Origin of the sequence: Microcoleus sp. OTE_8_concoct_300, from assembly GCF_031383065.1 — a bacterium.
Lineage (GTDB): Bacteria > Cyanobacteriota > Cyanobacteriia > Cyanobacteriales > Microcoleaceae > Microcoleus.
The window spans coordinates 1-16,879 of the sequence record NZ_JANMZH010000650.1; the positions used below are offsets into that span (position 1 = coordinate 1).

A 16,879-nucleotide genomic window follows, 5' to 3' on the forward strand; every position below is an offset into this window, starting at 1 on the left:
ACAAGCACATACATACAGGCAAACGCTCTGAGGTTTTGGAGGCTTGAGCCGGATGATGGGAAACTGTCAAGTCCGGTTCTTAGGGGAGGAGGACGCGGCGACGTGTTCCTCCTTACCCGACAAAAAGACGGCAGGAGTGGACGGGCTCAAAAGCTTATCCCCAGCAGCTCGTCTAAAACTGGCAAGGGAATTAAAACTAGCTGGAAAATCCAAACCAACGAGAAGAGTTTGGATACCAAAACCAGGAAGTAATGAAAAACGCCCACTGGGCATACCTGTAATGTACGACAGAGCCTTACAAGCCGTAGTAAAATCCGCACTTGAGCCGGAATGGGAGGCAATTTTTGAGCCAAACAGCTATGGTTTTAGACCCGGCAGGTCATGCCACGATGCGATTAAGCAGATTAAAAACTGTATTCAACATAAAGCGAAGTTTGTATTAGATGCAGACATAGCCAAGTGTTTTGACCGCATCAACCATTATGCACTACTCCAAAAGTTGAACATAAAAGGCAAAGTCAGGAGACAGGTAAAATCCTGGCTAAAATCTGGAGTAATTGACGATGGAATGTTCACTGCTACATCTGAGGGTACGCCACAAGGCGGGGTCATTTCCCCGTTACTGGCGAATATTGCCCTCCACGGGCTTGAAAATACACTCAGGGAATACGCCAGAACCATAGACTTGAAAGACAAGCGTGGTATGCAAGTTAGCTGGCTAATGAAAGAAAAGTCCCTGAGCTTCATCAGATACGCTGATGATTTCGTGTGTATGCACAAAGATAAGCTCGTAGTCCAAAGATGCCGAGAGATAATCTCGGAATGGTTAGTTGGCATGGGTTTAGAATTAAAACCTGAGAAGACGAGGCTAACTCACACTTTCAAGGATGAATTAAGTGAGGATGGTAAAGCTGGTTTTGACTTTTTAGGTCATCACATCCAGCAATACCCTGCTGGAAAACATCGGAGCAGTTTAAATCTGCAACATGAGATATTAGGTTTTAACACAATCATCACCCCAAATAAGAAGTCAAGTAAGGCTCACCAAGAGGAAATCGGAAGAATCATCAAAAAACATAGGTCATCGCCACAATCGGCGTTAATCAGAGACCTGAACCCTGTAATAAGGGGATGGACTTCTTTTTATACAAAATCTGACGCTAAAACCGTTGGAGAACTCTCTAAACAAGATTACCTCACATACCTGAAACTTCGATGTTGGGCAAAACACCGTTGTGGAAACATCAAAGCAGGACATCAACTGTATTGGCACTCCATGGGCGGTGATAACTGGGTATTCTCAACCAGAGAAGAGGGAGCGAACCCCCTTCGGTTACTAACACATAGAGAATTCGAGTGTGGCAGCAACGACTATGTGAAAGTTAAAGGTGATAAAAGTCCCTACGATGGCGACCTAGTTTATTGGAGTTCAAGAATGGGGAAAAATCCTGATTTACCTAGTAGAATATCAATACTCCTTAAATGGCAGAAAGGGAAATGTTCTCATTGCGAATTTACTTTCAGAAATGAAGATGTAATGGAAGTTGACCACATCGTCCCCAGAGCCATTGGAGGTAAGGATGAGTACAAAAATCTTCAACTATTGCATCGGCATTGTCACGATGTTAAAACTAAAACCGACTTGGAATTAATCAGGAAACATAACCTGGAACTCGTATCTTCAGGAAAGAAACCTCAAGCAAGTCGGAAGAAGGGAAACCCTCAAATGACAAGAGTACACCCGAGTAGCCGTGTGCTATGAAAGTGGCAAGCACGGTTCCGAATGGGAGGGAGAAGATGGTAACATCTTCTCTCGACCCTACCTGCAATTCTGCGTTTGTATTGCCTCGAAACTGCACCTTTAGTGGAACTGATTGGAAAGCCCTTGCGCCGTTTTGGTATCCGATCGCGTTCTCGCATGAAGTCACGGCTCGACCGTTTGCCGCAAAGCTGCTCGATGAACGTCTCGTGCTGTTTCGACATTCCGATAGCTCGATCGTTGCAGCACGGGATTTGTGTTTGCCTCGCGGTGTTCCTCTGAGTTTGGGATGGGTTGAGAACGATGAACTCCAATGCAAATATCACGGCGTCGGCTACGACAAAAGTGGTCAATGCACGCGTATTTCCGCTCAACCGGATGCCGCAATTCCCGCTCGGCTGAAATTGACGACCTACGCTGTCACCGAACGCTATGGTTTAGTGTGGGTAAGGCTCGTGGATAACGGTTCGGTGCATTTTCCATACTTTCAGGAATGGAACGATCCAGACTATATTCAGGTTCTGCCAGCCAGCGTAGCTCACGAAGCTGCTGCAGGTCATCAAGTCGAAGGCTTTCTAGATGTGAGTCATTTTGCGTTTGTTCACACCGAATCCTTTGGCGATCGCGAAAATCCAGAAGTGCCAGATTATCCCGTTGAGCGACTACCGCACGGGTTTCGCGCTGCGGGATGTTAGCACTGTGAGCAACTATCCGCACAATCTAAAGCATCTGAGTCCGCCTGGGTTTAAGTGGCGTCGATTGTTTGAAGTGTGGCTGCCGTTTACAGCGAAGTTAAGCGTTACCTTTGGGAACGGGCAGTTACACATCCTGAATGCTGCCTGTCCGGTTTGGGCCCGCAAAACGCGCTTGGGTAGTGCGTGCCGAGAGGCCGCAATTTTGACAAAGATGCACCGCTGCAAGACACGCTGGACTTTAACCATCAAGTGTTTGGCGAAGATAAGGACATTGTTGAAGAACAGTATCCCGAAGATTTACCGATCGCGCTGCAAGATGCAGTCCACATTGCCGAGGATAAAAGCTCGATCGCCTATCGCAAAGGATTGACCGCATTGCGTCTAGGACGATCGTTTACCGCCTAACTCCTATCTCAAGTAAATTTCGCAGATCCAAACCATGAGCGCTGATTTAGAATTTCAAAAACCAATTCCACCAAAGCAATCCTACACAGGTTGGCAAGCAGCACTGGCAGAGTTCTTTCAGTTTGATTTCTACAGAACCAATTTCAGAACAGAGACGCTCGCGGGTATCACCACGTTCATGACGATGGGATACATCTTAGTCGTCAATCCGATTATTCTGTCAAACGCGATTTTTCTACAACAGCCTGGAGATTTGTTTTCGCAATTGGCTGTAGCAACCGCTGTGGCGTCGGCAGTTGGAACCTTCTGCATGGCAATTTTAGCAAACTACCCGTTCGGGCTCGCGCCTGGAATGGGAACGAATGCCTTTTTTGCTTTTTCAGTTGTAATCGGACTGAAAATCGATTGGCGGTTGGCGCTGTCATGCGTGTTTGTTCAGGGATTAATTTTTATGCTTCTGACGTTGACAGATGTACGTAAGTTATTGATCGCGGCAATTCCAAAGTCGCTCAAGCACGCAACCGCAGGTGGGATTGGCTTGTTTATTGCCTACATCGGGATGTCAGGAGATGTTGTTAATGGGGGGGCCGGATTGATTGTGGCAAATCCAGCCACAAAAACGGCGTTTGGCAGCTTAGCAGAACCGAACACGCTACTGGCTGTGGCGGGTTTAGCGATTACAGCCGGATTGGTGGTGCGGCGCGTCAGAGGGGCGTTACTATTTGGAATTTTTGGAACTGCAATTTGGGCTTGGCTGTTCAAGGTTTCACCCCCACCTCAAGGATTTTTTGCGCTGCCGGAACTGCCAAAAGACATTTTTGGTCAAGCATTTCTGGGAATTGCTAATCTGAACTCCGAGAATTTTATTGACTGGATTGCAGTGCTATTTGTGTTTCTGTTTGTTGATATTTTTGACACCATCGGGACGTTAACAGGTGTCGGAATGCGAGCTGGTTATATTGGCTCCGATGGCGAGCTGCCGCGTGCCAATAAAGCACTGATGGCAGATGCTATTGGCAACACAATCGGTCCGATATTCGGTACGTCGAGCGTGACCGCTTATGTTGAATCGGTTGCAGGCGTTGCCGAAGGCGGTCGAACTGGATTTACCGCTTTAGTTGTGGCAGGATTATTTGCGCTGTCGCTGTTTTTCATTCCCGTGTTTAAAGCGATTCCGGCTTTTGCAACGACGCCGACGCTGGTGATTGTTGGCGCGATGATGTTGGCCGAGGTAAAAGAAATTCCCTGGGATGATATGTCGGAAGTGATTCCAGCGTTTCTAACGATTTTCCTGACTCCATTAACGTATTCGATCGCGGAAGGGTTGTCGATCGGATTTATTGCCTATCCGATTGTGAAAACCTGCCAAGGTAGAGCCAAGGAAGTGCCTGGGGGAACTTGGATCGTCGCGGGCATCTTCGTGATTCGGTTCATCTTTATGTCGCTGCGGTTTCATCATTCAGCAGCCTGAGCCGGCTCAGGCGAGATCCAACTGCTAGGTTTGAATCACTTATATCAAGTTCGATCTCCCTGATATCTTGCAGCAATGTCAATCAGGGGATTTTTCGTGGGGTCGGGCGGGTTTATCCTCCCCAACTTTCCATCACTTTAATTTCTACCTCGCAAGGAATCGGAGAGAGAAATTTATTCCCGGCTCTCACCATACATTTTTTAAGCAAGGCTTTAACTGGCCTCACTTCTTCAAGAGGACACTCTATTAAAATTTCATCGTGAACGACACAAATCAGTTTAGCATTCGTGCAGCTTAGAGGTGAAAAAATGAGAGCAAGAGCGAGTTTAGTAATGTCAGCGCTCATCCCTTGAATTGGGTTATTTAGCATCTCATTAAGCAGCGGTTTAGTATCTTTTGACCATAATCTCCTTCTGCCTAAGACTGTCCGACTCTCTCGAATACCTCGGCTCCAGGCGCTCCGAACTTTGCCGTGAAATTGTTTGATACCTGTATAGGATTCAAAGAACTTATTGCGAAAGTGTGAAGCTTGTTGCAGCGTTAAAATCACTCCATGCTCTGCTTGAGCCATATTCTTAAATTTCTGTGCTCCCATACCATAAATTAAACCGAAGTTAATGATTTTGCCGAGCTGTCTGTCTTCGAGAGTAATTTCAGATAAAGGTTTTGCTAGCGCCAAGGAAGCTGTGAGAGAGTGCAAATCTTCGCCCTGAGAATAGGCTTTCACCATTCTGCGATCGCCCGAAACCTTCGCCATAATCCGCAGTTCAATCTGGCTGTAATCGGCTTTCAGCAGGACACAACCGGGTGCTACTTTAAAACACTGTCGGGTTTCCTTATCTCTGGGGATATTCGTTAAATTCGGTTCTCGACAACTAAACCGTCCTGATCTAGCACCAATCTGAAACCAATTGGGATGGATGCGCCCTGTAATCGGGTGAATGTGTTCTGGCAAACCCAGAGTAAAAGTGTCGATACGAGTAGATAAGCTGCGGTACTCTAACAGTGTTTGAATCACAGGATACTTGCCTTGCAAAGGAATTAAATGTTGAGAGTTAGTGGAAGTAACAGGAATGCCTTTCTGTTGCAAAGCCGCTAGAACTTGCTTGGGAGAGCGAGGATTAATTGTATCCGTAAATTCCGGCAGCAGAGAGATTTGTTGGTGAGGGTTAGGTCGATGGAGTTGCGAATTAATTTGTTTTAAAAGAGAGGCGCGTTGATGACAGAGCTTCACTCCCAAAACTCTCCACTGTTCTCTATCTAAAAGCATTCCGTTGAGTTCCATAGAAGCCACCGCAGGCAGACAGGCAAACTCTAGTAAAGCAGTTTTCCAAAGCTTAGAAGCTTTCAGTTTTTGTTGCAGAGCAGCAGCCAGCGGGAGTAAGATTGCAGCATCGGTAGCAGCATATTGCAATTGAGCGAGTGTTAAGTTTCCCGACCAATCGCTAACTTGCTGCGTTTTGTCTAGCTTTACTTTAAGCAAATTCTCAGTGACAGACTCTAGGGACAGGTGGCGTTTTAGTCCAGCCGTCAGCACTCGGTAAGCCAAATAGGTATCGAAAAAGGGTTTGGATGGTTCCAGTCCGGCAAAAGCGAGCATTTGCCATTCAAATTTGAGGTTGTGACCTACCTTCAGTGCAGGACTCGCTAAGAGCAAGCGTAATGGTTCGAGGGAACTCGGTTCAATTGCCCATAAATCTACAATGATTACTGGATGGTCAGGAATGGCAAGTTGTAACAATCTAATTTTGGCTTGATATGGGTCAAGCCCTGTTGTTTCGCAGTCTATACCGATGATTTTTGCTTGTTGGAATGGTTGAAGGGCTGTTTCAAGATTGAAAGCAGTATCGATCGGTTGGTAAGGAGTTTTAAGTGTAGCTTGCAACTGAGCTATTTTAAGTTTGTCTGGGGTCAAAAGATTGGGAATAGCGGTTGATATTTTCGGGTTGTTTAGCGGGTTATATTTCATAATTAGTTCCGTTCATAAAAATAGTGAAAGAATATCAATCTGTCCCTAATGCACGAAATGTTAGTATTTTTAAGGAGTTTTCGAGATTAGGTAGCTTGAGGATGATGGGTTTTATTTGGGAACTATACGAGTTATAAGTTAATAGGCTTGGGTTCACAACAATTTGACTTCCTTTCACAAGTCTGGAATTCCCAAAAATCCGTGAAATGAAATTCGTCTGAAAGCGCTAACCCAAGCGTATTGAGTTATAAGTCGGTTTTTGGTAAATCAATTTAAGTCCTGAACTTTAGGAATAAGGTAAGAGACATAAAGGATGGCGGTTGGTCTAAAAAAAACCAGTGGTTGCCTGGTTTTGATTTAAAAGAGTTGCAAACTTTAAAGTCCGCAACAGTTGTTTTGGCTATCCCAAGTGCCGCCTAAAAAGTCGCAGCCTGGTTTGCTATCTGTAATCTTTTTACAAACGGCTGCGTTAGCGTCTGTTGTCATTAAGAGCAAAAAGGCTTGTTAGAGCGATAGCGAGGAGTTTTTTCATAACGGTGAACTCAGATGTATGAACTTCACCGATGCAGCACTGTTAAGTGCGACTTTAATTCGGAACGATTAGATTTTGAAAAAAATTTTTAGATGAAGGTGGATGGGAAAATATTGTTTAAATTTAAAGGTAAAGATTATGACTATAATGTAACTGAGTTTCCCACTTACCGAGCTTTTTTATGAGTAACTCAATTCCCTCCCAGCCGCAATCCACAATAGATGATACAACCCGTTATCCGCGCTTGATGGAACTGATAGAAGCAGAAGATGCAGCTAATGGAGAAGTTGGCTGCGGTCGGAAGTTAGGTAATAAACCTTCAGTTTATCTGAAAACCTGCGGTATCAATATCTCTGATGAAAAGCTAAGAAATTTGTTAAGGGAGTATTTAGGTCATTTATTGATGGAGCTAGATTTTGACTCAATCATCAACCAGGTGAGTCATTTCGTAGAGTCATTAGTCGTGCAGGAACACACTCAATTAGAGCAGACAAGACCAGCATTAATGCTCTTATAATCAGTTTTTGAGCAAATTCCTGCGAAAGAAGTAAAAGAATGTATTGAGTCAGAATTGGGGGAGTTTTGTTCGGAAACTGCGATCGAGCAAATTGTTCAGTATACTGGTCAAGTGATTCACTATTCAATTCTTCAACCTCGACATAAGTGGCCCAAACCTATTTGGGTACTAAGTGTTCTTGAGAAGGTGTATATTGCTCAGGCATCTAGTTTAGATGCAGCAATTGCCCAAGTTAAAGCACAATATCCCGACGAAACCGGAGAGCTGCAAGTAATAAAAGTCGGAGGTGTTCTTGCACCAAACCAAGTGATTTGCTTGGACTTAATAAACAATTAATAAAAAATGCGGAACGAATTTGGTAGCTTTGAACGCATCCCAACCTGCGTCATATCCCCTTTCTTAAGCATGGGGATTCTTTAGCTTTTAGTTCCTACTCCCTCTTAAAAGACATTTTTACAGGCTTGTAATTGACTGTTTTGATTTTTATCGGCTTAGTTGGAAATCCACTTGGGGCATGATTGGTTCATTTCGAGCGATCGCGAGATTTACTTTAGCAATTGCTCAACTCGCTTGTACACAAGAGCGAGTTTTTTAGTGCAATAATAACAACAATTGCTATTCCCTGTTATTAAAGCGAAAATGGAATAGCCCAAATTACAGGAGGACTCAGGCATGAACGTGTCTTTGACACCGGAGTTAGCAGTATGTCCAGGAGAAAGTCTCAAGCGGACTGTATTATTCTGCTAGCGAGGTGATCCGTGAAGGGTTGCGCCTGCTGAAAGAACGGGAAGAATTCCAGCAAACTCGCTTGCAGGAATTGCGGCAGGAAATCCAGGTTGGGCTAGACAGTGGTGAAGCAACTCCGCTGGATATGTCAGCAATCAAGGCCGCATCGCGGCAGCGCCGACAGAGGAAACCTCAGTAATGGCAACGATCGTTTTTCTTAAAAGACATTTTTACCAACTTCGTAGAATTGCCCAGTGCTGAGAGCCGTTAGGTAACTTTCATAGAGCGGCCCCCTCCATGTGGAGGGGGTAATTTTTACGGAACAAAATCGCTCACAGGAATGAAGTTGCAGGAACTAGATGCGATTTAAATTGGAATTGTTTACCACATAAAATAACAAAAACCATGCACAATTCATGGACTGAACCTAATTCTGGCTATAGCAAATCGGGTTACGAGTCCGAACCTGATTTGACAGTTGGTTACTCATCATCCACAGAAGTTCGTCAAGGTAATTTTGACGACGCTTACCAAGAAAATGTCTATGACTTGTCAAACTTAGCAGATACTCCTTGGACAGATTCAGCAGTCCGCCCGAATCCACAGTTGGAGCTGGAGCTTGATTAAAGAAATGTAGTCCTGGACGCATCAACCTAAAAAACCCGGTTTGTTGTTCTCATTCTCAACCTAAAATGACGAACTTACCCTCAAAAACCGGGTTTTTGGGTAAGTCCTAAAATGGAGAGGGGGGAGCAGGAAAGGGAGAGAGGGATAGGGAGGTTTAGCTGATTGGTTATTTCTGCAATGCTGCTCTAGTTTGGGTAATGTTTTAAAGACAGTACAAATGTTTTTAAAATCCGAAGTATAGCAGCTTTTTTTACCGGATTGTAGTTAAGAAAAATAGGATGCCAATGAACATTCCAAAGCAGTTAAAAAAATTAAGCCAGGTAGGATCTGCTTTAATAGCTGCCAGTACACTCTGCCTAATTTTTGCTTTCATCTGCATTATTTTCTTAAGCTTTCCATCAATTGCTAGCGCTAGTTCCTTACCTACTAAAATTTGGGAAAAAGAACAATCTAGAGTTTTGCTGCCAGATTGGAACCAGATTACCTTTAGTTCCCTGCCTGCGGTTGCTAGTTCTGGAAGTTCTGGCGGTCGAAGCTGGCAAGCTGGCACTTCTGTTGACAACATCTTGAAGCTGGGGGACATTAACGATGTAAAACCTGAAATTCTTTCTTTGCAAGCAATTGAACAATTGGCACTAGGGGATATCAATTTAGAGAATATCAGCTTGTCCGCATTTCCCTTAGCGGGTAAGCAAACTGTCGGTCACTTGGCTGAAATTGTTCCGAATCTGGGCCAATTTCAATTGAGCGATGTTCCTCCAATTGCTTCTTTATCTTCTCAAATAGCCGCAGTGAACCCTAACATCAACCAATTACCAATTGGTCAAGCTGTAAAACAAGTACCGCAACTAGCGCAGGCAAAACTTAACCAAATTGACCTATCTGAGTTTGTGATCGCCCAAATCCCCAACCTTAATAGCGTAAATTTAGAACAGTTCTCTGGCTGGTCAGAGGAACTCATCAGCAATATTCCGCTGCTCAGTCAAGTCCCGCTTTCTAGTTTTCCTGTTCCTATTGCGTCCATTGGCAGCACAATCATGCGAATTGACATGATTTACAGTCGGTACGAGAGCAAGCGCAATAACACAATTTCCGGTTCTGATGTAGAAGGATTTGCGGTAGCGTGCGAGAAAGATTGCGCTTATATCGAACTCGACGATATGGAAAACGCCGGTCGCCGCGCCACAGGGCCGCTAGAAGGCAAGCAGTGGATTAGCGGCAAATACCAAGAAGTGCGAGGCGGTTCTGGCTGTTTGAGCGGTTGGGAACCGACGGGCCGACATCCTTTTGGGGAAGTGTTTAAAGTAGTGGTAATGGAACCGTCAGAAACCAGCGATACTGTTGACACGGCTCTGTACTTCAGGTTTAGTTTGCCCTGCGGGAAATCGCCTTACATTCTAGGTCCGGTTCCGTTTCTCAGTTACAGCGTTAATTCGCCTATGTTTGTCGGTCGATTGGAAGGCGGTTCTTTTAACAGTATTTCGCGTTCTAAAGGCGTCGCATCCGAAACAAAACCTTCAAAGCCACTGAGTTCAAATCAAGCTAAAAAAAACGCTTTACCAACTCAGCCTGTACCTGAATCGAAGCGAGAGTGCGCGCGCCCCGCGACTTACGTTAGCGGTGTGGATGTGGCTTCATTAGGGGAGGCGTTAGCAAAGCTTTCCGAAGGAATCACCAATTTGGAAAATGCAGCCAGTGCCGACTACGAAGCCATTGGGGAGATGGTTTGTACTGAAGGAGCTCGCAACTGCGGGCGGGCGATCGGTCGCTATCAGTTGATGAGTTACCGGGAAGACGTGCAGCGTGCTGTCAGTTCAATTCCAGGGGGGGCTAACTTTATCCTGAACGTCAACAGAGGTCAAAAACCTACAAGAGAGGAACTCTTCCAATATTTTCCTCCTGCTGTTCAGGATAAAGTATTGCAAAATTCTCTAGCTGAGAACTTAGTCAGCAGCCAACAGGAAATTGACCCTAAAACTGGGCAGGTGTTCAAGGGCGATCGCTTAATTGAGCGAGTAGCGCAAAAACACTTTGGGGGTTTTGGCAGTAAAATTGATGCCAGCTATTCCAACATTTTAGGCGGGTACTCTCTCAAACAGTACGGGGAAAAAGTTCGAGAGCTTTATAACCACAATACCAGCGACAATTGCCAAGCTAATTCTGGTGACAGCAATGGCATCAGCAACTCGGTCGGCTCCGGCATTACTTTAAATGCTAGTTGGAGTATTAAGGTTGCGCTGTTCATTAGCTCTTTTTTGGGGGGAATGTGGTTTTTAATTCGACTTTTTCACAAGCGAAAGCAGCAAATTTTTCTGATATTAATCGGTTTGGGGATAGCAGTTACTCTTGGCACGGCTGCACTCTCCCATTGAACAAAGGGAAAGGGGAAGTGGAAATGCAAGGTATTAACAACTATAGGACTTACGCAAGACAGCAAATTTTACAGTATTTGTGGCCAACTGCACCGAAAAGCACCTACAAACACCTTACAAATAGTGTCTCTGCGTTCACTCGTGAACTCTAACACAATACGGTTCAAGTAAGAACACTCTAACTTCCTTTCACAAGTCTGTATATCCTAAAAATTCGTGAAATGGAATTCGTCTGAAAGGGCTAACCCAAGCGTAGTGGATTCTAACCACTTTTTCGCTAACAGGACGTTTTTAAGTGCTGAAAACATGAATTTTCTTACGTTTTTGTTCTGATATCTATTCCGAAACATGAATTTTATTGCATTTCTGTTCTGACATCTATTCCGGTGGCATCGGAATGATTAAACCACAGAGGACGCAGAGGACGCAGAGAAAGAAAAGAGAGAGATTAATAATTCCGATATCAACGGATTTGATATGACTTGTTCCTAAGTTGTTCTCGCTCTAAATTGCATAGTCGTTTTATATTCCGATAAGGAAGTCATTAAAATTGACTGTAAATTTTAGACATACAACAGCTTACTTAAGCAAAAAATTCTCTCTTTTCGTGTCTTTTTCTTCCGCTTTATTGTCCTTTTTTTTCGGTTATTTTGTATAATTGGAGTAACAAATGGTTGAACAAAATCGAGTTAAGCAAAAAACAGCAGGCAGCCAAAAGATTGTAAAACCCCCGGTTTGGTTAAATCAAGTTGGTTACTGGTTTCGCATTGGTTTGACAGTTTTTACCGCCCTGTCGCTATTATTGGGGACAGTTGCTTGCACGAATTCTAGTTCAGCAACAACCGCACCAGCTTCTTGGCAACAAGCTTTGCGAGTCACTCCAAAAGAAACTTTAACCCTAATTGTAAAGGAACACAGCAGCCTTCCAGAACTCAAAGTAGCGGCTGGGCAAAGTGCAGCGGCGGAAGCAATTAAGAGAATGCGAGTGTGGCAAGTTAATGGCTCGGTAGGACGGCTGAACCTTTATGATTTCAATAATTCCACTCTGTGCGGCACAAAAGGCTGCCTTTATGTTGGCTACTTAATTACTAATGATTCAAGTCAAATGCCAACAGAAGTATTTGCAGCTTATCTCGACCCCCATAAACCGCCGAAAACTCCTTTGTTTAAGGCTGACAGTTCCTCGCACGAGGGTTTGCCTTGTCTAGGAGTGAATCAGCTTTCCAAAGAAGGCCGCCGCCAGCTTCAATTTTGCTACGACGGCCTTACCTATCAACTTGCTGACAGCCAGCTTTTCAGTAGTTAGTGTTTAGTAGTCTGCGGGTTCATCGAAGTCAAAATCTTCTGCTGAATCAACCTCAACTTCAACCTCAGCAGCCTCGGAAAATTCATCTAACTCCTCTAATTCTGAGTCTGTTCCTCCTTCAACTTGTGCAATTTTGCGAGGGGGTGACAATTTACCTCGATTTTTGCGGTTAGTTACGCTTTCTGGCAACGCCTGGACTTCAGGTTCGACACCAGCAGCTATAGCTGGCAACCCGGCCTCGCTAGCGTCAATGAACCCAGCAATGCTATTGTGCAGTCCCCAAATCAATTTCTTTTGTGGTTTTTGACCGAGAAATAGCTTGTGAAAATTAGCATCAGTTGGCTGAGTAATGCTGTGAGTTTTGCAGCAAAACGATTTATTTTTGCCTTCCCCTTCTTTAAGAGCTCTAAACTCGACATTCAACACTCCCAAAGAGCGCCACTTGTCATTTTTACCGCTGTAATCTCTCCCAAAGCAATCAGCAAATGCCCGTTCCAAATTGCGGTAAAATTCTTCTCTAGCGCTCTTAAAGCTCCAGAGGGCTACATTCTTGAAGCGGACGACAATCGGTACCTGATGCAGGGGTTGGTTTTTGGGATTTAGAAAGATGAGGGCGTGTTCGGAACACACTTCCTGCGTCTTTTTATCGAGGGAATCGCGATATTCGTCGTAAAGCCCAATAAAACTACCTGCTAATTCTCCATTTTCTTCAATATCTTTGTAGCGGATGTACTCAGGCACAAAAGCTAATACCAACATTCTCGCTTTTGGGAGCAGTAAGCCTGTCACTTCTTCGCTTAGTTCGACCGTTGTCAATTCCTCAACATTAGGCATTACGTGCCATTCCGCTTTGACAAGCTGGTCGTTCGGGAGCAAAATACCTGCTGGGTTATCGTTAATCACGATTCCATAGGGCAAAGAGGGCTTGCGAGTTTGGTTGTAATCACTGTTGAATAGCTCCGGATCTATCTCGTAATAATCAGCACTCTTGTTCTTTTGCCTGTTGGAGTTTCCACTAGAATTCTGTACTGTCTTACTGGGAGATTTCGCGTTATTGCTTCTTACCATTGTTTACCTATTTTTGTCATGGTCTCCCCCTTGAGGCGATAGCCGCTAGCTGAAACATTTAGTTTTTTAAGACCTAAAAAAAATGAACAATTTGCAATTTTTGCCTAAAATTAACAAAGCTACCTTGATACCAATGGCAGTTCAACCTCCTAAACGTTCGTTAACTAGCATCGATTTTGGCGGGTTGTTGGGTCAGTTTATGAAGCCAGAGGGACTGGCAATGTTAGGGCTAATGGCAGGCTTACTTATTGCTTCCAAATTAGTTGGAAACGGGAAAGGTAAAATTACCTCCGGGCGGCTGTGCGGGACGGCTGAAAAATTGGCAGCCACAGGCTCTGCCCTCACGCAAATGAAAGAAAAAAAACGGCAGCCCGTTACTTTGTGGAGCGGTACGCCGACTTATTGGTTTAAAGGTTGTCAGGGATTGAGTGCTCGATTGCAAACGCTATTAGGTGCAAATCCGACGGTTTGGTTTCCCTACGCAGAACGCGGAACTTTAGTCATTGGTGCTCCGGGTTCTGGCAAAACATTCAGCGTCATTGACCGGATGGTTGAAAGTGCATTCCAGCAAGGTTTTCCTGCCATTATTTACGACAAAAAAGGAGACCAGATGAAAGTGCTTGCACCCCTTGCAGTGCGCTATGGCTACGATGTGCAAGTGTTTGCGCCAGGGGAAGCTTACAGCGGCACTATCAATCCTCTGGATTTTATGAGAGATGCACAAGATGCAGTAATGGCAGCAGAAATTGGACAAGTTATTGCTCGAAATGCTAGTCCGGGGGAGAGTAAAGGCAATGAGTTTTTTGAGAAAGCAGGCGAGTTGATGGCGAAGGGTTTAGTGCAGTTGGCAAAAAGCAGTCCTTACCCGGATTTAGCTTTTGTGTACGCAATTATTCAACTCCCAGATTTGGTCAAGCGCATCGACCACGCCGTTCACCGACCCGACGGTCATCCCCTCAAAATGGACAGGTGGATTGCCTCTAGTTTTTCGCAGTTATTAAGTTCAAAAGATGCTGAAAAAACAGTGGCGGGGATCAAGGCCACCGCAGAGGCTACCTACTCCAGTTTCATTCAAAAAGATTTGTTGCGGGCATTTATTGGTCGCAGCACCATTCCAATTGCTTTAGAAGGCAAAAAGTGCATTATTTTCAAATTAGATAACAAGTGACGCACTGTAGTGGGGCCGCTGTTAGCTGCTGCTATTCACTTATGTGTGGTGTCTAATTTGAGTCGGGTACGTTCTGACCCATTTTTGTACTGCTTAGACGAGTTTCCGTCTCTCAAGTTCGACAGAATGGATCAGTGGGCTAACGAATATCGTTCTGCTGGCGGCGTGCCGATTGTTGGCATTCAATCGCTCAATCAACTCTATAATCTCTATGGGGATAAAAAAGGGGCTGCGATCGCCAGTGCTCTGTCAACTCACGTCCTCTTCAACCCCGGCGATTTTGAGACAGCCGAGAAATATTCTAAGCGGTACGGGGAAGTGGAAGTGCTGGTAAAAAATCGATCGACTGGCAGCTCGACGGGGCAGCAAACGAGCCGTTCTGTTAACTGGAGCGAACAGTTGCAAAAGAAACCGCTGATTAGTCCTGACGAAATTCTGAGATTTCCTCAAGGCAAGTGCGTCATCACTTCACCGGCCTACGCAACGGGGACGGAAGCTTTATTTCCCTACCCTCTCAAGATTCCGGTGCGACCCGGCGACATAAAGCGAGCTAAAGAGTCTGAAAAACTGTGGGACAGCAGCATCAGACCGCAGCTTGAAAGGCGGGCGAAAGCTTTGTCAGTAGAGCAGCAGGCGGGTAAACTGCTCAATATAGATGAAGAGCTGGATCGGCGGATTCGATTCGCTTACCAATTGCTGCCACATCCGAACGATCCAGAAGAACCCGTGACTGTGGCTGATGTTAAGTCGCCTGTTAATGCTGCTGGTGCGAACAGTGCGGCTGGGAAAATAGCGGTTGGCAATATTCGGAAAAAACTCAAAACTCTGTCCTTTGGTGGCGATAGATGATGGAGCAAACTAAACAATTTTTGGCTGACATTTTGATTGTTGACGATATTCCAGCTAACATTCAACTACTGTCTCAAGTGCTAATTGAAAACGGTTACAAAGTCAGGAAGTTGATTAGTGGACAGCGAGCTTTAAAAGCAGTAGAGTTGCAAGCGCCCGACTTGATTTTGCTAGACATAAAAATGCCCGGTATGGATGGTTATGAAGTCTGCCGTCAACTTAAAGCATCTGAAGCTACTTGTGATATCCCTATAATTTTTATCAGCGCTTTAGATGACGTATTTGACAAAGTAAAAGGGTTTGAGGCGGGCGGTGCTGACTACATTATAAAACCTTTTGAGCCTGTTGAAGTGTTAGCGCGGGTGTCGGCTCAACTTAAAATGCAGCGTTTACAGCAGCAACTTCGCTGCGCTAACGTGCAATTGGCTGCACAAAATGTTCAGCTAAGCCAGGAAATTCAAGAAAGACAGCAAGCAGAAGCCAATTTAAAAATGCTGTTGCACGCTGTTTCGCACGATTTGCGATCACCTCTATCGGGAATGTCGCTGCTGCTGCGAAGTCGCCTCAATGATGCTGGCAGTAACATTGCTATTGATAGGCGGACTATGGAGGTTATGGTGCAAAGTTGTTCGCGCCAACTCCAGTTGATTGAGTCACTAACAGCAACACAACAGTTTGATGTGAAAAGTGCTTCTTTAGCCATGAAGCCGCTGTCGCTGCCCACTTTAGTCCAAAATATTCTTATTGAAAGATTACCAATTCTCAACCAGCATCGAGTCAAGGTTAAGCAGCTTTTTGCAGCAGATTTGCCTTTAGTCAATGCTGATGCCCAGCAGCTCTGGCGGGTGTTTGGCAATCTGATCGACAATGCTGTTAAATACAATCAGTCTGGGTTTATTTTGACTGTAGAAGCTAAAAAGGAAGGTGAGATGGTTCGCTGTACGGTTGCAGACAATGGGACCGGAATTTCTCCTCAGCAATGTGCAAGATTATTCGAGCCTTATACGAGGGGAGTTGGAGTTAGTTTAAGGCAAGGATTGGGATTGGGACTTTACATTTGCAGGCAAATTGTTGAGGCTCACGGCGGAGAGATTGGCGTTGATAGCAAATTGGGAAAAGGAGCGAGGTTTTGGTTGACATTGCCAAAGTTTGAAGATTGACAGCCTGTCATAAACTGTAATTTTTGGCTCTTCCGTACTTAGTGTGCCAAATTATCAGTTTTCTGATGCCCTACACCTTAGCTGGCTGGGATTTCAAGGCGCTCGCTCCTCTACCGCAAGTGGCCATAAGGGAAGCTAAGAGTATAAATGAGCTCAAAGCCTTACCTAGCAAAGCGTTGAGGATAAATTTAAGTTAACGCGAGCACACTAAGTACGGAAGAGCCTAATTTGTGAGGACTAAAGTTTATCAAATAC

15 protein-coding genes are annotated in these 16,879 nt (G+C 44.8%); 13 read left to right on the forward strand and 2 right to left on the reverse strand.

The window, feature by feature from the left end; translation table 11 throughout:
• The first annotated feature begins 136 nt into the window (after positions 1-136).
• The 4 genes from ltrA to ACUVJL_RS29250 all read left to right on the forward strand — a co-directional run bounded on the left by ltrA (position 137) and on the right by ACUVJL_RS29250 (position 4,330).
• The gene (ltrA, locus tag ACUVJL_RS29235) at positions 137-1,762 is read left to right on the forward strand and encodes a group II intron reverse transcriptase/maturase (protein ID WP_445249054.1); all 1,626 of its coding nucleotides are present in this window, start codon (positions 137-139) and stop codon (positions 1,760-1,762) included.
• Between the two features lie 35 nt (positions 1,763-1,797).
• Complete coding sequence (locus tag ACUVJL_RS29240; RefSeq protein WP_445249055.1) at positions 1,798-2,454, forward strand: Rieske 2Fe-2S domain-containing protein; 657 nt, start codon at positions 1,798-1,800, stop codon at positions 2,452-2,454.
• A 183-nt stretch (positions 2,455-2,637) separates the two neighbouring features.
• Positions 2,638-2,859, forward strand: a complete 222-nt coding sequence (locus ACUVJL_RS29245) for a hypothetical protein (protein ID WP_445249056.1) — start codon at positions 2,638-2,640, stop codon at positions 2,857-2,859.
• Positions 2,860-2,893: 34 nt separating this feature from the next.
• Complete coding sequence (locus ACUVJL_RS29250; RefSeq protein WP_445249057.1) at positions 2,894-4,330, forward strand: NCS2 family permease; 1,437 nt, start codon at positions 2,894-2,896, stop codon at positions 4,328-4,330.
• Between the two features lie 112 nt (positions 4,331-4,442).
• Here ACUVJL_RS29250 and ACUVJL_RS29255 read toward each other — a convergent pair whose 3' ends face one another.
• Positions 4,443-6,299, reverse strand: coding sequence for a bifunctional 3'-5' exonuclease/DNA polymerase (locus ACUVJL_RS29255; protein WP_445249058.1), 1,857 nt, complete (start codon positions 6,297-6,299; stop codon positions 4,443-4,445).
• 713 nt (positions 6,300-7,012) lie between these two features.
• Between ACUVJL_RS29255 and ACUVJL_RS29260 the strand changes: the two genes are divergently transcribed.
• From ACUVJL_RS29260 to ACUVJL_RS29285, 6 genes are all read left to right on the forward strand, one after another.
• Entirely contained in the window at positions 7,013-7,348 is a 336-nt protein-coding gene (locus tag ACUVJL_RS29260) for a hypothetical protein (protein WP_445249059.1), read from the forward strand.
• Positions 7,349-7,402: 54 nt separating this feature from the next.
• Positions 7,403-7,684 (forward strand): hypothetical protein, encoded by a 282-nt coding sequence (locus ACUVJL_RS29265; RefSeq protein WP_445249060.1) that lies wholly within the window; start codon positions 7,403-7,405, stop codon positions 7,682-7,684.
• Positions 7,685-8,099: 415 nt separating this feature from the next.
• The gene (locus ACUVJL_RS29270) at positions 8,100-8,273 is read left to right on the forward strand and encodes a ribbon-helix-helix domain-containing protein (RefSeq protein ID WP_445249061.1); all 174 of its coding nucleotides are present in this window, start codon (positions 8,100-8,102) and stop codon (positions 8,271-8,273) included.
• 206 nt (positions 8,274-8,479) lie between these two features.
• The gene (locus tag ACUVJL_RS29275) at positions 8,480-8,701 is read left to right on the forward strand and encodes a hypothetical protein (protein WP_333186834.1); all 222 of its coding nucleotides are present in this window, start codon (positions 8,480-8,482) and stop codon (positions 8,699-8,701) included.
• A 284-nt stretch (positions 8,702-8,985) separates the two neighbouring features.
• Positions 8,986-11,073, forward strand: coding sequence for a hypothetical protein (locus tag ACUVJL_RS29280; protein ID WP_445249062.1), 2,088 nt, complete (start codon positions 8,986-8,988; stop codon positions 11,071-11,073).
• Positions 11,074-11,743: 670 nt separating this feature from the next.
• A complete protein-coding gene (locus ACUVJL_RS29285) occupies positions 11,744-12,379 on the forward strand; it encodes a hypothetical protein (protein ID WP_445249063.1) in 636 nt (211 codons plus the stop codon).
• A 3-nt stretch (positions 12,380-12,382) separates the two neighbouring features.
• Here the strand turns inward: ACUVJL_RS29285 and ACUVJL_RS29290 are convergent, their stop codons facing one another.
• The gene (locus ACUVJL_RS29290; RefSeq protein ID WP_445249064.1) at positions 12,383-13,447 is read right to left on the reverse strand and encodes a DUF5895 domain-containing protein; all 1,065 of its coding nucleotides are present in this window, start codon (positions 13,445-13,447) and stop codon (positions 12,383-12,385) included.
• 82 nt (positions 13,448-13,529) lie between these two features.
• On the opposite strand from ACUVJL_RS29290, the gene ACUVJL_RS29295 reads away from it, so the two are divergent.
• The 3 genes from ACUVJL_RS29295 to ACUVJL_RS29305 are packed head-to-tail and all read left to right on the forward strand — an operon-like array spanning position 13,530 to position 16,624.
• Complete coding sequence (locus ACUVJL_RS29295; protein WP_445249065.1) at positions 13,530-14,615, forward strand: type IV secretory system conjugative DNA transfer family protein; 1,086 nt, start codon at positions 13,530-13,532, stop codon at positions 14,613-14,615.
• A 48-nt stretch (positions 14,616-14,663) separates the two neighbouring features.
• Entirely contained in the window at positions 14,664-15,464 is an 801-nt protein-coding gene (locus ACUVJL_RS29300; RefSeq protein ID WP_445249119.1) for a type IV secretory system conjugative DNA transfer family protein, read from the forward strand.
• Entirely contained in the window at positions 15,461-16,624 is a 1,164-nt protein-coding gene (locus tag ACUVJL_RS29305) for a hybrid sensor histidine kinase/response regulator (RefSeq protein ID WP_445249066.1), read from the forward strand. The genes ACUVJL_RS29300 and ACUVJL_RS29305 overlap by 4 nt, the downstream gene beginning before the upstream one ends.
• Positions 16,625-16,879: the final 255 nt, after the last annotated feature.

Coding starts and splice junctions, on each gene's coding strand:
- ACUVJL_RS29240 (WP_445249055.1), top strand. CDS start 1,798: ATGGTAACATCTTCTCTCGACCCTACCTGCAATTCTGCGTTTGTATTG.
- ACUVJL_RS29250 (WP_445249057.1), top strand. CDS start 2,894: ATGAGCGCTGATTTAGAATTTCAAAAACCAATTCCACCAAAGCAATCC.
- ACUVJL_RS29255 (WP_445249058.1), bottom strand. CDS start 6,299: ATGAAATATAACCCGCTAAACAACCCGAAAATATCAACCGCTATTCCC.
- ACUVJL_RS29260 (WP_445249059.1), top strand. CDS start 7,013: ATGAGTAACTCAATTCCCTCCCAGCCGCAATCCACAATAGATGATACA.
- ACUVJL_RS29275 (WP_333186834.1), top strand. CDS start 8,480: ATGCACAATTCATGGACTGAACCTAATTCTGGCTATAGCAAATCGGGT.
- ACUVJL_RS29280 (WP_445249062.1), top strand. CDS start 8,986: ATGAACATTCCAAAGCAGTTAAAAAAATTAAGCCAGGTAGGATCTGCT.
- ACUVJL_RS29285 (WP_445249063.1), top strand. CDS start 11,744: ATGGTTGAACAAAATCGAGTTAAGCAAAAAACAGCAGGCAGCCAAAAG.
- ACUVJL_RS29290 (WP_445249064.1), bottom strand. CDS start 13,447: ATGGTAAGAAGCAATAACGCGAAATCTCCCAGTAAGACAGTACAGAAT.
- ACUVJL_RS29295 (WP_445249065.1), top strand. CDS start 13,530: ATGAACAATTTGCAATTTTTGCCTAAAATTAACAAAGCTACCTTGATA.
- ACUVJL_RS29305 (WP_445249066.1), top strand. CDS start 15,461: ATGATGGAGCAAACTAAACAATTTTTGGCTGACATTTTGATTGTTGAC.